Below are 15,358 nucleotides of genomic sequence, written 5' to 3' on the forward strand. Positions count from 1 at the left end.
GCTGCCCTGGCCACGCACTCAGCGCAGCAGATCGCGCCAGAAGTCCGGCCCGAGCCGCGACATCTGGCGCAAGAAGTCTGGCAGATTACGATAGGGACGCTGCGGAAACCAGCGCCCGCGCAATAGGTATTCCCCAACAAAGAACCCGCCAACCACGCCGTACACCAGCAAATTGGCGAACAGCGAGGCGCGTTCATCGCTGATCGGCAGCGGCGAGGCGTAGCCCAGTTGCGCCAGCACCCCGCTGGGCTCGGCGCACAGGCCAAGCACCAGGTTGAGCAGGGTCAGCGCGCACAACAGCAGCGCCCAGGCCAGGGTGAGGCGGCGCGTGTAGCGGTATTGCTCGGTCGTGATCGGCATGCCGGCCTGGCGATACAGCCCCTCGACAATGCGCGTGATCAGCGGCGTGCGCCCACGGCGCAGGCTGCGGCCGAAGAACCAGGCGACCCAGCCGGTAAATACCACCGGCGGCGCGGCCAGTACCAGCATCGCGTACGGCGAGTGCCACAACGCGCCCAGGCCCAGCAGGGTCAGCGCAGCAAGCACCCAGGCCCAGGCCCGGCGCGCGGCCATCGGTTCGATCAGCACCGTCAGCACCAGCAAGGCACCGGCGATGACGGCAAGCTCCGGGCGATGGCTGGCGTTGGCCCAATGCGCCAGCGGCGAATACGCCACCGCCAGCAAAACGGCCAGCCCCAGCACCCACGGGGGCGCATCGCCTGGCGCGGCGGTCGGAACCTCAGACGGTCTTGTTGGCTTCGACATGCGCCGACAATGCGCGCAGCGACGCGAAGATGCGACGGTTCTCGTCGTTGTCAGAGCGCAGCTGGAAGCCATAGTGCTTGCTGATCGCCAGCGCCAGTTCCAGCGCGTCGATCGAATCCAGTCCCAACCCGGTATTGAACAGGGGCGCCTCCGGGTCGATGTCGGCGGGCTGGACGTCTTCCAGGTTCAGACTTTCGACCAGGAGTTCGGCCAGTTCACGTTCGGCAGCGGTTTGCGAGGACATCCAGAGAGCTTCCAGGTGAGGGTCGGGCGACAGAGTCAGAGCGAGGGATTTCAGGACAACCACCACAGCGGCGCAGACAACCGTCAGGTCGGCTTGGGCGATGCTGCGGGGCACGGACAGTGTACGTTGCCGTGCCGGCCGATTCCGAACACCCGCCACGCCGGCCTTGCGGCCGCATTGTCGAGAGTGGCGATCGTTCTGCAACAGCAATTCGGCGGCCGGCATACCTGTCCGGGCCGCCGGTCAGGCTATCATGACTGCATGACGCTCGCCCGCTGCAGGTTCGTTCCAGGATGACTTCCACCGCTGTTGGCCCTACCCCGACCGCCAAGCCGGCAGCCGGGCCGGCTCCCGGGCCCGAGTGCCCGGATGTGCTGATCATCGGTGGCGGGCCGGCCGGCTGCGCGGCGGCCATCGTCCTGGCCCAGCAGGGCTGGCAGGTGACCTTGCTGGAGAAGGCGCAGCATCCGCGCTTCCATATCGGCGAGTCGCTGCTGCCGATGAACATGCCGATTCTCGAACGCCTGGGCGTGCTGGAAGAGGTGCGCGGCATCGGCGTACTCAAGCGCGGCGCGGACTTCCCCAACGACAGCGGCGGCTACAACACCTTCCGCTTCTCGCATGCGCTGGATGCCAAGGCCGATTTCGCCTTCCAGGTGCCGCGTGCGCAGTTCGACCAGGTGCTGTTCGAGCGCGCGCGGGCGGTGGGCGTGGATGCGCGCGATCAGGTCAAGGTCGAAACCGTGGAGTTCGACGGGCAGCAGCCGGTGCTGCAGGCGCGTGGCGTGGCGGGGGTGCAGCAGTTCCGCCCGCGCTATCTGCTCGATGCCAGCGGCCGCGACACCTTTCTGGGCAACCGCTTCAAGCTCAAGCGCGCCAATGCCAAACATCAATCGGCCGCGCTGTTCAGCCACTTCCGCGGCGTGACGCGGCGACCGGGCGAGGATGCCGGCAACATCAGCATCTACCGCCACGCGCATGGCTGGATGTGGCTGATTCCGTTGCCGGACGACATCATGAGCGTGGGCGCGGTCTGCTACCCGGAATACATGAAGACCCGCAAAGGCGAAAGCGAGGGCTTCTTCATGCGCACGCTTGCGCTCAACACCGAGCTCAGCGCACGCATGCTCGGCGCCGAACGCGTGGCACCGGTGCATGCCACCGGCAATTACGCCTACGAATGCACGCGCATGTCCGGCCCGCGCTGGTTGATGCTGGGCGATGCCTACACCTTCGTCGACCCGATGTTTTCATCGGGCGTGTTCCTGGCCATGCACAGCGCCGAGCGCGGCGCGGCAATGGTGGACCAGGCCCTGCGCATGCCGCAGCACGAGGCGAAACTGCAGCGCGCCTTGCAGCGCGAACTCAAGCGCGGCGTGGACGAGTTCAAGTGGTTCATCTACCGCTTCACCTCGCCGACCATGCGTGCCTTGTTCGCGCAGCCGCAGAACACCTGGCAGATCGAAGAGGCCGTGGTGGCGATGCTGGCCGGCGATGTGTTCGACAGCCCCAGGGTGCGCCTGCGCCTGCGCGCATTCCGCGCCATCTATGCACTGACCACCTTGTCGATGATGCCGCGCGCCTGGCAGTCCTGGCGCCAACGCCGACGTCAGGCCACGCTCGGCTTCGACGGCGACACCTTGCAACGCGACACGCAACAACGAGATACGCGATGACCGCTTCCCAGGCCCAGACCACGCACAGCGTGCGCCATCCCCGCCTGCAGGTCGACTATGTCGACCAGACCGAACCGTCCGCATTGCTGGCCGACCCGCAGGTGCTGGCCGTATTCGGCTTCGGCACTGCGGCGCCGCGCCTGGACGACCCGCGCTACCTGCGCGTGCCGCTGCAGCCGTATCAGGCCAAGGTGCTGGAAGTGTGGCGGACCGATGCGCCGGTGCGCAGCGGCCGCGACGGCAACATCGCCTGGTCCAGCGACGGCCGCCTGCAGTTCGGCGTGATCGAAATCGACGAGCAGGATGTCGATATCGAGGCCGCCGCCGCCAAGGCCTATGCGGAGATCACCGCCTTCGTCACCCGCAGCCAGACGCCGCGCCTGTTGCGTATCTGGAACTATCTGGACGCCATCACCCTGGGCAGCGGCGACCGTGAGCGCTACCGGCAGTTCTGCGTGGGCCGTGCGCGCGGCCTGGGCGCCTTCGACGTCGCGCAATTGCCGGCCGCCACTGCGGTGGGCCGCTGCGATGCCGAGCGCATCATCCAGATCTACTGGCTGGCCGCCAGCGACGCCGGCACTCCGCTGGAAAACCCCCGCCAGGTCAGCGCCTACAACTACCCGCGCCAATACGGCCCGCAGCCGCCGAGTTTTGCGCGCGCCATGTTGCCGCCGGCCGGCAGCGACATGCCACTGCTGCTATCAGGCACGGCCGCCGTGGTCGGGCATGCCTCGATGCACACCGGCCAGTTGCTGGCGCAGCTGGAAGAGACCTTCGCCAACTTCGATGCCCTGCTCGGTGCCGCACGCACGCACACACCGGCGCTGCCAGCGCAGTTCGGCGCCGGCACCCGCCTGAAGGTTTATGTCCGCGAGCAGGACGACCTGCCCAAGGTCGCGCAGGCGCTGGACGCCCGCTTCGGCGATGCAGTGCCGCGTCTGCTGCTGCACGCGGTGATCTGCCGCGACGAGCTGGCGGTGGAGATCGATGGGGTGCATGGCTGAGTCAGCGGCTGCAACTAGTCGGTCCCATGCTGGCAACGCCCCCGTCCGCTTCCACGATAATTTCGTTGGGCCTGTTTGCCACCAAGGACGACCACTCACGCGACCACTGCGCCGCCAGAGCGTCGGCGCGTACCAGATCTGCAGCACTGGCCCGCTGCTGAAGCCAAGCTACGTTGTCGTCGATGGCGCTGCGTGTCTGTGCGGGAGACTTGGCGGGTAACAGCTGCGCTCCACGCCGATATAGCGCCAGTGAACGTGCCATGTCCGGCTTTACGACTTGCGCCAGAAAAATGCGGCCTCCACTGTCGCGACGAGGCGAGTACGCCGCTGCCAGGACGAGCGATGTCCGCAGATCTCCTTTCGCGGCAGCCTGCAATGCCATTCCTTCCGCCTCGCGGCGATAACGCTCCAACTCCGGAACGACTTCGAGCAGATCACGGAATTTGAATGCATTGCCCACTGCGTAGTTCGCCAAGGCCGCAGGCTGCCCGGCCAAAGCCCCTTGCCGCCACAGTGATACCCGCTCCGCGGACGAAAGTTGCGGAGCGCCCTCGCAGTCTTTCACTACAGTCAGCAGACTATCGCCAATCGCTTCCAGCGATGCCTCCCTAGCTGGTAAGCCAGCGCGTTCGGCGGCACTCGTCGTACGCCTACCCTGCTCGAGCTTCCAAAGTTGCTCATCGTACGAGGCGACCTGTTCATGAAGATTGTCACACCGCTGTGACTCAGCCGCCAATCGGCACGCCGCGCGAGGATCACCCATCTCGGCGCGGCGGCGTAGATCCGCAAAAACGCTACGCAATGGCGTCCCAAGCGGCGGCAATGGCGTTGCGTTCCAATCGCGCGTTGGCGATGTCGACCGCTGCACAGGCGAAGTTGTCGATACAGGCGTGACCTCAGCGACGCCTTTGCGGTCAGTTCCACCGGACAGCAATAAAAACAAGCCCCCCAAGCAGACTACGACTGTGAGCACCGCGGCCAAACGTCCTTTTTTCATACGACCTCTCCTGTGCACCTTGCGCAGTATCACTCAGCCCTTGAGCAACCCCAGCACCACGTCGCGTGGCAGTTTGCCGGTCTCGTTGCGTGGCAGGACGGCGAGCTTGCGCAGGCGGCGCGGCAGAAACACCGGGTCGACGCCGACGCGCAATGCGGCCAGGATCTGCGCTTCGTCCAGGCTCGGGGCGACCACCAGCGCGGCAATGCGGCCCACCGACTGACCGGCATCCGGTGCCAGCTGCACGATGATGCCGTCGATCACGCCGGGGATGGCGAGCAGACGGCGGGTGAGGTCGGCCAGCGATGCGCGTTTGCCGGCGATTTCCAGCGAATCGGCCTGGCGCCCGCGTACCTGGAAGCTGCCATCGTCGGCCACGTCCATCATGTCGGCCAACAACACCGGCGTGGCCAGATGCGGCGCATGCACCAGGGTGCCTGTGGCCTGGGTCTGCAGACGCACGCCGGGTAGCGGGGTCCACGCGGCGTCCAGCGCGGTGCGGCGCACGGCGAACACGCAGGTTTCGGTGGAGCCGAACATCTCGCGGACTTCGCCGCCAAAACGCGCTTCGGCTGCGGCGGCAATCTCCTGCGCCAACGGCGCAGTGGCCGAGACGATACCGGCCAACGGCGGCAACACCACCCCGGATTCGACCAGCGCACGCAGATGCACCGGCGTGGTCACCAGCACGCGCGGGGCAGGAAGATCGGCCAGCGCGCGCGCCACATCGTCCGGGAAGAACGGGCGGCCCGCATGCACCGCCAGCTCGGTCACCATCGGCAGCAGCACCGACAATTCCATGCCGTACATGTGCTGCGGCGGCACCGTGGCCACCACGTGCGGCACCGCGTCGGTGTGCGCCCACAGGCTTTGCAGCGCAACCAGATCCTGCCGCGTGCTGGTCAGAAAACTGCCCCAGGTCTTGGGATTGGGTTGCGGGCTGCCGGTACTGCCGGAGGTGAAACCGATCGCCACCAGCGCATCGTCGGCCAGCTGCGGAATCGGGCCGTCCGCTTGCGGCAGCTCGTCCGGCAGTTGCCAGTAGCGCGGCGGCGCCAGCTCCAGCGCCAGATCGCCCAGGCAATACGCATCGGCGTGACGGGCCTGCACCTCGCCCACCACCGCCGGCGCGCGCGAGGACGGCAGCAGCGACACCTGCCCGCGCAGCGCGCAGGCATAGAACGCCACCATGAACCGATAGCGGTCTTCGCACAGATTGACCGCATGGCGGCCCTCCGGCAGCTGCTGCGCCAGGCCATGCACATGCGCGATGAAGGTCGCCAGATCGACCGACCGCCCCGCGCGCCACGCCAACGGCCGGCCAGGCGCGCCGACAGCCATGGGATGGGACACAACGGAGGCAGGCAGGCTGGACATGTGCATCGACAATCGCAAAAGCGCGCTAGCTTGGCCGCCACCTGCCCCGCTTGCAAGTCGGGAGGTTTCCTGCCGCGCCAGGGGAACGGCGGTCGGGAACCTCGGCGAGGCCCGTGCGCGAAGCACATTCCACTGCATTGCAGTAGCGCATCGCAGCTGGATTGCATCGATCGTAAAGCGCATGCGTACCCCGCAGAGCAACGAGCGCACAACCGCTTATGGTCGCGCCCGCCAGTCGCCCAAGCCTTGCCTGTTCGACGAGGCACTCCCCCACCGCGCGCATGACCTGTGGCCCAAGCCTCCGACGGAAGCGAGCTGCTAGGCTTGTCCGCTCCTCGTTGCGTCCAGTTGTTACCGATGCCCAGATTGTTGCCGCTGTCCTTGTTGTTGCTGGCTGTCACCGCGCATGCGCAATCCGCCACACCGCTCACCATCGAACAGGTGATGGCCGATCCGGACTGGATCGGGCCGTCGGTCGATCAGGCATGGTGGCAATGGGATGGCAAACAGGTGCAATACCTGCTCAAGCGCGATGGCAGCCCGGTGCGCGACACCTATCGCCAGGGCATCGACGGCGCGGCGGCAGAGCGCGTGGCCGACACGGCACGCGCCGGCCTGGATGCGGCCAATCCCAGCTACGACGCCACGCGCCAGCGCATGCTGTTCGCACGCAATGGCGACATCTTCCTGCGCGATCTGCGCTCGGGCGCGCTGACCCAGCTGACCCGCAGCAACGAGGTCGAGTCGCGTCCGCAATTCGCCAGCGATGGCGGTGCGATCTGGCGCGCAGGCAACAACTGGTACCACTGGCGGGCCGATGGCGGTACCGCGCAGGTGGCCGTGGTCAAGGCCGAGCGCGATCCCAACGCCGCGCCCAAGGCCGATGTGTTGCGCGAGCAGCAACTGGCCACATTGGCCACGCTACGCCGCGATCGCGAACAGCGCGATGCGCTGCGCACGCAGGAAGATGCCTGGCGCCGCGCCGACGTCACGCGCGCGACAGCACCGGTGTATCTGGGCGATGAGGTGGAGATCGTCGACAGCGCATTGTCGCCGGACGGCCGCCACCTGCTGGTGGTGACCCAGGCCAAGGCTGCCGACGAAGGCCAGGCCGGCAAGATGCCCAAGTACGTGACCGAATCCGGTTACGAGGAGTTCCAGGAAACCCGCACCCGCGTCGGCCGCAACATGCCGGTCGCGCATACGCTGTGGCTGGTCGATGTGGCCGCAGGCAGCGCGCGCCAGCTGGCCTTCGACGCGCTGCCCGGCATCGCCACCGACCCGCTGGCCGCATTGCGCAAGGCCGCCAAACGCGATGCGCTCAAGGGCAACCGCGCCGTGCGCGTGGAAAGCGATGGCGACGGCAGCGGCCCGGCGGTGCACTGGAGCGACGATGGCCGCAACGTGGCGGTGGAAATCCGTGCGGTGGACAACAAGGACCGCTGGATCGCCAGCGTGGATCTGGAAAATGCCAAGCTGCAGCCGCGTCATCGGCTGAGCGATGGCGCCTGGATCAACTGGGACTTCAATGATTTCGGCTGGTTGCCCGACAACCGCACGCTGTGGCTGCTCTCGGAAGAATCCGGCTATTCGCAGCTGTACACGGTGGAAGGCAACGGCAAGCCGCGTCAACGCACCCGCGGCAAGTGGGAAGTGTCGATGCCGGTGCCCAGCGCCGACGGCAGCGGCATGTATTTCCTCTGCAACCAGCAGTGGCCTGGCGATTACGAGGTCTGCAAGCTGGACCTGCGCACCGACCAGCTCACCGAAGTGACCGCCTTGAACGGCGTGGAAGGCTTCAGCCTGTCGCCGAACGGGCAGCAGTTGCTGGTGCGTTACTCCGGCGCCTATCTGCCGCCGCAGCTGGCGGTCGTACCGGCGGCGGGCGGCCAGGCCACGGTGCTCACCGACACGCGCACACCGGCCTTCAAGGCGCAGACGTGGATCGCACCGCAGTACGTGCAGGTGCCGTCCAAACACGGCGCCGGCACGGTCTGGGGCAAGTATTACGGCCCACAGACTCCCGAGCCGGGCAAGCAGTATCCGATCGTGATGTTCGTGCATGGGGCCGGCTACCTGCAGAACGTGTCGCAGCGCTACACGCCGTATTTCCGCGAGCAGATGTTCCATAACCTGCTGGTACAGCAGGGCTACATCGTGCTGGATCTGGACTACCGCGCATCCGAAGGCTATGGCCGCGACTGGCGCACCGCGATCTACCGCAACATGGGGCATCCGGAGCTGGAGGATTATCTGGACGGCCTGGACTGGCTGGTCGCCACCAAGCAGGGCGACCGTGCACGCGCCGGCATCTACGGCGGATCGTACGGCGGCTTCATGACCTACATGGCGCTGTTCCGCAGCCCCGGCACCTTCAAGGCCGGCGCGGCGCTGCGGCCGGTGGGCGACTGGATGCAGTACAACCACGAGTACACCTCCAACATCCTCAACACGCCCGAGCTCGACCCGCAGGCCTACAAGACCTCCTCGCCGATCAACTACGCCGACGGGCTGCAGGACCATCTGCTGATCGCGCACGGCATGATCGACGACAACGTGTTCTTCAAGGACTCGGTGGACATGACGCAGAAGCTGATCGAGTTGCACAAGGACAACTGGCAGGTGGCGCCGTATCCGCTGGAGCGCCACGGTTTTACCCGGGCCGATGCGTGGCTGGACGAGTACAAGCGCATCCTCAAGCTGTTCAATGCGCAGGTGAAGCCGCAGCGCTGATCGACGCACTGCGCCCGTTGCAAGCAGGCGTTGCCGGCACCGGCACCCACGCATGATCGCAGTGTCGGCGCAGCGCCCCACGCGCCCTTTTGCCGATGAGGCGACAGGCGCGTGTTTGACGGTCATCGGGATGGAGCATTCCGCCGCCTCGCCCGCAAGCGATCGCCGCACGGTCCAGCCACCGACGCAGATTGGACACACGGCAATGCGTCGCGCAGCCGGGCTGGTTGCGTTGCGCTCACCTCTCCCTACGCAAGGGGCTCTAAGCTTGGCCCAGGATCGGCAGAAGGTTGGTGCGTTTGGCCTCTGCACCGGTCTGCCGCAGGACCGGTGCGCCGCCGGCGTCGCGGCGACTTTCCACTCATTGCTGGCGCACACAAGGTAGACGCGATGGGCCTGTGGGACCGTTTGTTTGGACGCAAGACCGAGGTGGCGAAGCCGCCGCGTGCAGAACCCACCGTCGCGGCGGCGCCTGCCGACGATGCCGACCAGGCAGCTGCCGAGATCGACCCCGCACTGCAGCCGGCACTGACGGCGTTTCAGCGCGGCGACCACGTGGGCGCCTACAACGCGGCGCAAGCGCAGCTGCAGGCCGGTGCGGATGCGCAGCGACTGTGCGCGCTGGCGTTGAGCGCGCTGGACCGCTACCACGAGGCCTATCCGTATTGGCTGGCGCTGTACGCGCTGGAGCCCACCGCACACAACGCGCTGCAGCTGGCCACCACCTCGGTGATGTGCAACGACATCGAGCGCGGCGAGCAGTGGCTGCTGACCTTCGACGATCTCAACGCCCAGGAACGCTCTACCTCGCCAGCCACGGCGCGTACCAGCTTCCTGACCGCACTGACCCGCGCCGGTCACGGCGCGCATGCGCTGCCGCATCTGGAGTGGCTGCGCGAAGCCTATGCCGGCATGTCGATCACCGACAGCCATTTCTTGTACGTCCGCGGCCTGCCGTTCCTGGACGCATTCCTGGAGCGCAGCACACCATTGCTGCGCGAGTGCCTGCCGGCCGAGGCCCTGGCAGACTGGTATGCGCAGCTGCAGCCCGCGCTGGACCCACCGGGGCAGGCGGCAGTCGCCGCGCATATCGCGTCGCTGCAATGAACGCGGCGCTGCGCACATCGCACCCGTCTCGCGGCGGCTTCGTCTCGCCGCTGGCATGGGTCTCGTTGTTGCTGGGCGTGGTCAGCGCACTGGCCAACCTGTTTCAGATCGTTGTGCTGCTGGCGATGCCCGACGCCACTACGTTCGCCTTGCCAGCGGGCATGAGCTTGCCGCCGTCATGGCAGCGGGTGATCGACCACGGCATGGCCTTGTCGGTGATCGGCGTGGTGCTGTCGGTGGCGTTCGCATGGCTGAGCTGGGCGCTGCTGCAACGACGCGCGTGGGCACGTATCGGGTTTGTGCTGGTGCTGATCGCGACCGGGCTGCTCAATTTTGCCGGACTGGCGCTGATCGGGCCGCTGTTCGACGGCGTGCAGGCGATGCTGCCGGCAGATGTGCTGCACAGCCCGGAGTGGCCGCAACTGCAGGCACGCCTGCAGGCCACGCAACAGATGGCGCTGGTACTCACCGGCCTGGGCGCACTGGCCATCGGCTGCGTGCATGCCGCACTGGCCTGGCGACTGTGTACGCCTGCAGTCCGTAGCGAATTCGAACCACCGCGCACGCGGTGAGCGACAGACCAGGCGAGCGCGTCCCATCACAGCGAACGCAGAGCTGATCGCAACGCCGCTGCAAGCAAGCGGCGTGCGGCATCCAGCGTCTGCAGCCGAGCTGGCCGGCAGGCTCTTTCTGCCCGGCGCCGCAAGATCTTCTGCGGCATGGATGCCACCACGAGTCACATCGCATTTGCCGAACATTCCTTGCGTCCGGTGATCAAGAGGCTTGGCGTATTGGGGGGCCGAAGCACGCTGCGTCACGAGCGCGATGCGCTTGCGGCTTGCGGCTTGCGGCTTGCGGCTCACGCTGTACATCCATCCTTGGACGCGCGGTGGCGGCATCCATGCCGCCACAAGATCCGCAAGCGAGAAGGACACCGCACCGTTACGTTGCTTGGCCGGATTGGAAGAACGGTCGTCGCCATGTCGCGCCGATCTCGCAAGACCCGTTTGCCAATGTTCTTGTGGCGTACCCGCGATGGAGGGCGGCAGGGCCTTGCGATCTAGCGATGGAGTCGCTGGCCTGCAACGGCGCTCCAACACACCCGGGCGCATCGATGCAGCACAACGCGGCAACCGACCGGCGCGCATCGCATCGCCCTGCGACAAACGGGCACGGTCGGGCAGGCGCACCGGCTGCGATGCACGGCTTAGAATTGGGCCATGAACGAATTCGAGCGTGTACGCGATTATCTGACCGACCTGCAGGACCGCATCTGCGCGGCTGTGGAAGCCGCCGATGGGCGAGCGCGGTTCTCCGAGGATCTCTGGCAGCGCGAGGAAGGCGGCGGTGGGCGCACCCGCATCCTGCGCGATGGCGCGGTGTTCGAGCAGGCCGGCATCGGCTTTTCGGATGTGTCCGGTACGCGCCTGCCGCCCTCGGCCAGCGCCCACCGGCCCGAGCTGGCGGGCGCCACCTGGCGCGCCTGCGGGGTCTCGCTGGTGTTTCATCCGAACAATCCGCACGTGCCGACCACGCATATGAACGTGCGTTACTTCCGCGCCGAACGCGATGGCGAGGTGGTTGCCGCGTGGTTCGGCGGCGGCTTCGATCTGACCCCGTTCTACCCGGTGGACGAAGACGTGCAGCACTGGCACCGCACCGCACAGGCGCTGTGCGCGCCCTTCGGCGAAGAGCGCTATGCCGCGCACAAGCGCTGGTGCGACGACTACTTCTTCCTGCGCCACCGCAACGAAACCCGCGGCGTCGGCGGGCTGTTCTTCGATGACCTGGGCCAGGACTTCGAGCGCGATTTTGCCTACCAGCAGGCGGTGGGCAACGGCTTCCTGGATGCCTACATGCCGCTCCTACAGCGCCGCAAGGACGAACCCTTTGGCGAACGCGAGCGCGAGTTCCAGCTGTACCGCCGCGGGCGCTATGTGGAGTTCAACCTGGTCTACGACCGTGGCACCCTGTTCGGACTGCAGAGCGGCGGGCGCGCCGAGAGCATCCTGATGAGCCTGCCGCCGCGGGTGCGTTGGGAATATGGCTACACCGCCGAGCCCGGCAGCGCCGAGGCGCGGTTGCTGGACTACCTGGTGCCGCGCGACTGGCTGGGCTGACCGCCTCCCTTACGCCCGAAGGCGCTGAACGCTTTCTCCAGTGCGGGGATTGGGGTCAGCGCCTTGATCGGTTGGATCATTCGCCCATATTCACGCGTTCAGATTTCCCGACGACTAAAACTGAATTGGGGGAATGAAACGCTGTGTTGATTGAACGAATTAATCGTCGCCATTTAGATTTGTGATTTTCCACAAAATCACGGGCACTCTGCCGATGCTGTGCTGCAGCGTAATTCCGATAGTGTTCGTCCGGGTTCCGGAAATAAAAAAGCCCCGCAGACCAGGGGGAGGTCGGCGGGGCCAGGGAACGGAAACTTGGGGAGGAGTTTCCGCTCCGAGATCTGCTCCAGGGGATGGGAGAGATCTGCCGACAGGCGTTGCGCCCGTCGAGGGATATAACACCATTTTCCACATTGATGGATCGTGAAGATAACTGTTAAAAAAATGTAGAATTTAACGGTTATTCATTCCTCCAAATCTGCGACAGTCGCATTATGTTTTAAGCAATTATGTCTGGTCTGCGCATTCAGCATATCAGCGTAAATTCCTGCGTCAGTGCGCCTCGTCCCAGTTATCGCCCACGCCCGAATCCACTACCAGCGGCACGCGTAGTTGCGCCGCCGAGGCCATGCGCGCGGTGACTTCGCTCAGCAGCGTGTCGACGAAATCGGTATCGGCTTCGAACACCAGTTCGTCGTGCACCTGCAGGATCATCAGCGCGCGCTGCGCGTGGTCGGCGATCCAGCCGTCCACGCTGACCATCGCGCGCTTGATGATGTCCGCCGCGGTGCCCTGCATCGGCGCGTTGATGGCGGCACGCTCGGCGCCGGCGCGCTGGCCCTGGCTGCCGGCGTTGATGAAGTCCAGATACAGCCGGCGGCCGAATACCGTCTCCACGTAGCCCTTGTCGCGCGCCTGCTGGCGGGTGATTTCCATGAAGTCGCGCACGCCCGGGTAACGGCTGAAGTACAGCGCGATGTAGTCCTGCGCCTCGCCACGGCCGATGCCGAGCTGGCGGGCCAGGCCGAACGCGCTCATGCCGTACATCAGGCCGAAGTTGATCGCCTTGGCGGCGCGGCGCTCGTCACTGCTGACGGTGTCGATGGTGCGGCCGAAGACTTCCGCTGCGGTGGCGCGGTGCACGTCGGCACCGGACTCGAACGCGCCCACCAGGCCGGGGTCGCCGGACAGGTGGGCCATGATGCGCAGCTCGATCTGCGAGTAGTCGCAGGCGATCAGCTTGCGCCCGGCCGGGGCGACGAAGGCGCGGCGGATGCGGCGGCCGTCGTCGGTGCGGATCGGGATGTTCTGCAGGTTGGGATCGGACGAGGACAGCCGCCCGGTGGCCGCGCCGGCCTGGTGGTAGCTGGTGTGCACGCGCCCGGACTGCGGGTGGATCATCTCCGGCAGCTTGTCGGTGTAGGTGCTGCGCAGCTTGGTCAGGCCGCGGTATTCCAGGATCACCCGCGGCAGCTCGTGCTGGTCGGCGATGGCTTCCAGCGCCTCTTCGTTGGTCGAGGGCTGGCCCTTGGGCGTCTTGACCACCGCGGGCAGCTTGAGCTCGTCGAACAGCAGCGCCTGCAGCTGCTTGGGCGAATCCAGGTTGAACGTGCGCCCGGCCAGCTCGGTGGCTTTTTGCTGGGCGGCGAGCATGCGCTTGGACAGGTCCGCGCTCTGGCGGCGCAGTTCGGCCGCGTCCACGCATACGCCATTGGCTTCGATGCGGGCCAGCACTTCCACCAGCGGCATCTCGATGTCGCGGTAGACCCGCTCCAGGCCGGGCTCTGCGGCCAGCTTGGGGCCGAGCACGTGATGCAGGCGCAGGGTGATGTCGGCGTCTTCGGCGGCGTAGCGGGTGGCGTCGTCCAGGCTGATCTGGGCGAACGGGATCTGCTTGGCGCCCTTGCCGCAGACGTCCTCGTACTTGACCGTGTCGTAGCCCAGGTAGCGCTTGGCCAGGCTGTCCATGTCGTGGCGGGCGCTGCCGGAGTTGAGCACGAAGCTTTCCAGCAGGGTGTCATCGGCATAACCGGCCAGCTCCACGCCATGGCGGCGCATCACGTGCAGGTCGTACTTGCCGTGCTGGCCGAGCTTGCGCACCGCAGGGTCGATGAGCAGCGGCGCCAGCTGCGCCAGCGCCTGGGCACGGTCGAGCTGGGCCGGGGCGCCGGGGAAGTTGTGGCCGAACGGCAGATACGCCGCCTGGCCGGGCTCGGCGGCCACGCTCAAGCCGATCAGGTCGGCCTGCAGCGGGTCCAGGCTGTCGGTTTCGGTATCGAAGGCGAACTGGCCGGCGGCGCGCAGGCGCGCGATCCAGCTGTCGAGCTGTTGCTGGGTCAGGATGGTCTCGTACTGGCCCGGTGCCGACAGCGCCGGGTCCACTTCCACCGGGGCGCTGACCGGGCCGGACACGAAGCCGGTGCCGCGCGCGCGGCCGGGCTCGGTGCGGGCCACGGCCATGGCTTCGGTCTGCGCGCCGGCGGCCGCTGCGCCGCCCAGCTCGCGCAAGGCCTGGCTGAAGCCGTAGCGGGCGTACAGCACCGCCAGCGTTTCGGCGTTGGGCTCGCGCAGGTCCAGCGCGCGCGGGCCGCTGGCCAGCGCGACGTCGGTCTTGATGGTGACCAGTTCGCGGTTGAGCGGCAGCCGCGGCAATGCGGCGCGCAGGTTGTCGCCGATCTTGCCCTTGATCTTGTCGGCGTTGGCGATCACGCCATCGAGCGAGTCGTATTCGGCCAGCCATTTGGCGGCGGTCTTGGGGCCGCACTTTTCCACGCCGGGCACGTTGTCGATGGCATCGCCCATCAGCGCCAGCAGGTCGACGATCTGGTTGGGGCGCACGCCGAACTTGGCGATCACCGCCGCGTCCGAGTCCATGCGGCTGCCGCTCATGGTGTTGACCAGTTCGATGCCCGGACGCACCAGCTGGGCGAAATCCTTGTCGCCGGTGGAGATGGTGACGTTCAACCCATCACTGGCGCCTTGCAATGCCAGCGTGCCGATCACATCGTCCGCTTCCACGCCATCGATGCGCAGGATGTCGATCCCCAGCGCATGCACGATGTCGCACATCGGCTGCACCTGCGCGCGCAGGTCGTCGGGCATCGACGGGCGGTTGGCCTTGTAGTCGGCATACAAGTCGTCACGGAAGGTCTTGCCCGGCGCATCCACCACGAACGCGACATAGGCCGGGCGCTCCTTCAAGGTGGCGCGCAGCATGTTGACCACGCCGAACAAGGCGCCGGTGGGCTCGCCCTGGGCATTGGTCAGCGGCGGAAGCGCGTGGAACGCGCGGTACAGGTAACTGGACCCGTCGATCAGGACTAATCTGCTCATGC

11 protein-coding genes are annotated in these 15,358 nt (G+C 66.6%); 6 read left to right on the plus strand and 5 right to left on the minus strand.

The window, feature by feature from the left end:
* Positions 1–18: 18 nt before the first annotated feature.
* Positions 19–702, minus strand: coding sequence for a ketosynthase (locus VZ068_RS20245; RefSeq protein WP_349657764.1), 684 nt, complete (start codon positions 700–702; stop codon positions 19–21).
* A gap of 37 nt (positions 703–739) precedes the next feature.
* On the minus strand, positions 740–1,009 hold the full coding sequence (gene xanC, locus VZ068_RS20250; RefSeq protein ID WP_349657765.1) for a xanthomonadin biosynthesis acyl carrier protein XanC: 270 nt from the start codon (positions 1,007–1,009) through the stop codon (positions 740–742).
* A gap of 293 nt (positions 1,010–1,302) precedes the next feature.
* Between xanC and VZ068_RS20255 the strand changes: the two genes are divergently transcribed.
* Entirely contained in the window at positions 1,303–2,685 is a 1,383-nt protein-coding gene (locus VZ068_RS20255) for an FAD-dependent oxidoreductase (RefSeq protein WP_349656307.1), read from the plus strand.
* Positions 2,682–3,689 (plus strand): pteridine-dependent deoxygenase, encoded by a 1,008-nt coding sequence (locus VZ068_RS20260; protein WP_259157378.1) that lies wholly within the window; start codon positions 2,682–2,684, stop codon positions 3,687–3,689. The genes VZ068_RS20255 and VZ068_RS20260 overlap by 4 nt, the downstream gene beginning before the upstream one ends.
* Position 3,690: 1 nt before the next feature.
* Here the strand turns inward: VZ068_RS20260 and VZ068_RS20265 are convergent, their stop codons facing one another.
* Together VZ068_RS20265 and VZ068_RS20270 are read right to left on the minus strand one after the other, a co-directional pair.
* Entirely contained in the window at positions 3,691–4,686 is a 996-nt protein-coding gene (locus VZ068_RS20265) for a hypothetical protein (RefSeq protein WP_259167166.1), read from the minus strand.
* A gap of 33 nt (positions 4,687–4,719) precedes the next feature.
* Positions 4,720–6,063, minus strand: coding sequence for an AMP-binding protein (locus VZ068_RS20270; protein ID WP_349656308.1), 1,344 nt, complete (start codon positions 6,061–6,063; stop codon positions 4,720–4,722).
* Positions 6,064–6,429: 366 nt separating this feature from the next.
* Between VZ068_RS20270 and VZ068_RS20275 the strand changes: the two genes are divergently transcribed.
* From VZ068_RS20275 to hemF, 4 genes are all read left to right on the plus strand, one after another.
* Complete coding sequence (locus tag VZ068_RS20275) at positions 6,430–8,796, plus strand: prolyl oligopeptidase family serine peptidase (protein ID WP_349657766.1); 2,367 nt, start codon at positions 6,430–6,432, stop codon at positions 8,794–8,796.
* A 390-nt stretch (positions 8,797–9,186) separates the two neighbouring features.
* Complete coding sequence (locus VZ068_RS20280; protein ID WP_349656309.1) at positions 9,187–9,903, plus strand: hypothetical protein; 717 nt, start codon at positions 9,187–9,189, stop codon at positions 9,901–9,903.
* The gene (locus VZ068_RS20285) at positions 9,900–10,475 is read left to right on the plus strand and encodes a hypothetical protein (RefSeq protein WP_349656310.1); all 576 of its coding nucleotides are present in this window, start codon (positions 9,900–9,902) and stop codon (positions 10,473–10,475) included. The genes VZ068_RS20280 and VZ068_RS20285 overlap by 4 nt, the downstream gene beginning before the upstream one ends.
* 648 nt (positions 10,476–11,123) lie before the next feature.
* On the plus strand, positions 11,124–12,023 hold the full coding sequence (hemF, locus tag VZ068_RS20290; protein WP_349656311.1) for an oxygen-dependent coproporphyrinogen oxidase: 900 nt from the start codon (positions 11,124–11,126) through the stop codon (positions 12,021–12,023).
* 552 nt (positions 12,024–12,575) lie between these two features.
* Here the strand turns inward: hemF and polA are convergent.
* Positions 12,576–15,356 carry a DNA polymerase I gene (gene polA / locus VZ068_RS20295; RefSeq protein WP_349656312.1) on the minus strand — a complete coding sequence of 927 codons (2,781 nt, stop codon included), beginning with the start codon at positions 15,354–15,356 and terminating at the stop codon, positions 12,576–12,578.
* Positions 15,357–15,358 lie beyond the last annotated feature (2 nt).

This window comes from Xanthomonas sp. 10-10 (assembly GCF_040182365.1).
In the GTDB taxonomy this organism is placed as follows: domain Bacteria; phylum Pseudomonadota; class Gammaproteobacteria; order Xanthomonadales; family Xanthomonadaceae; genus Xanthomonas; species Xanthomonas arboricola_F.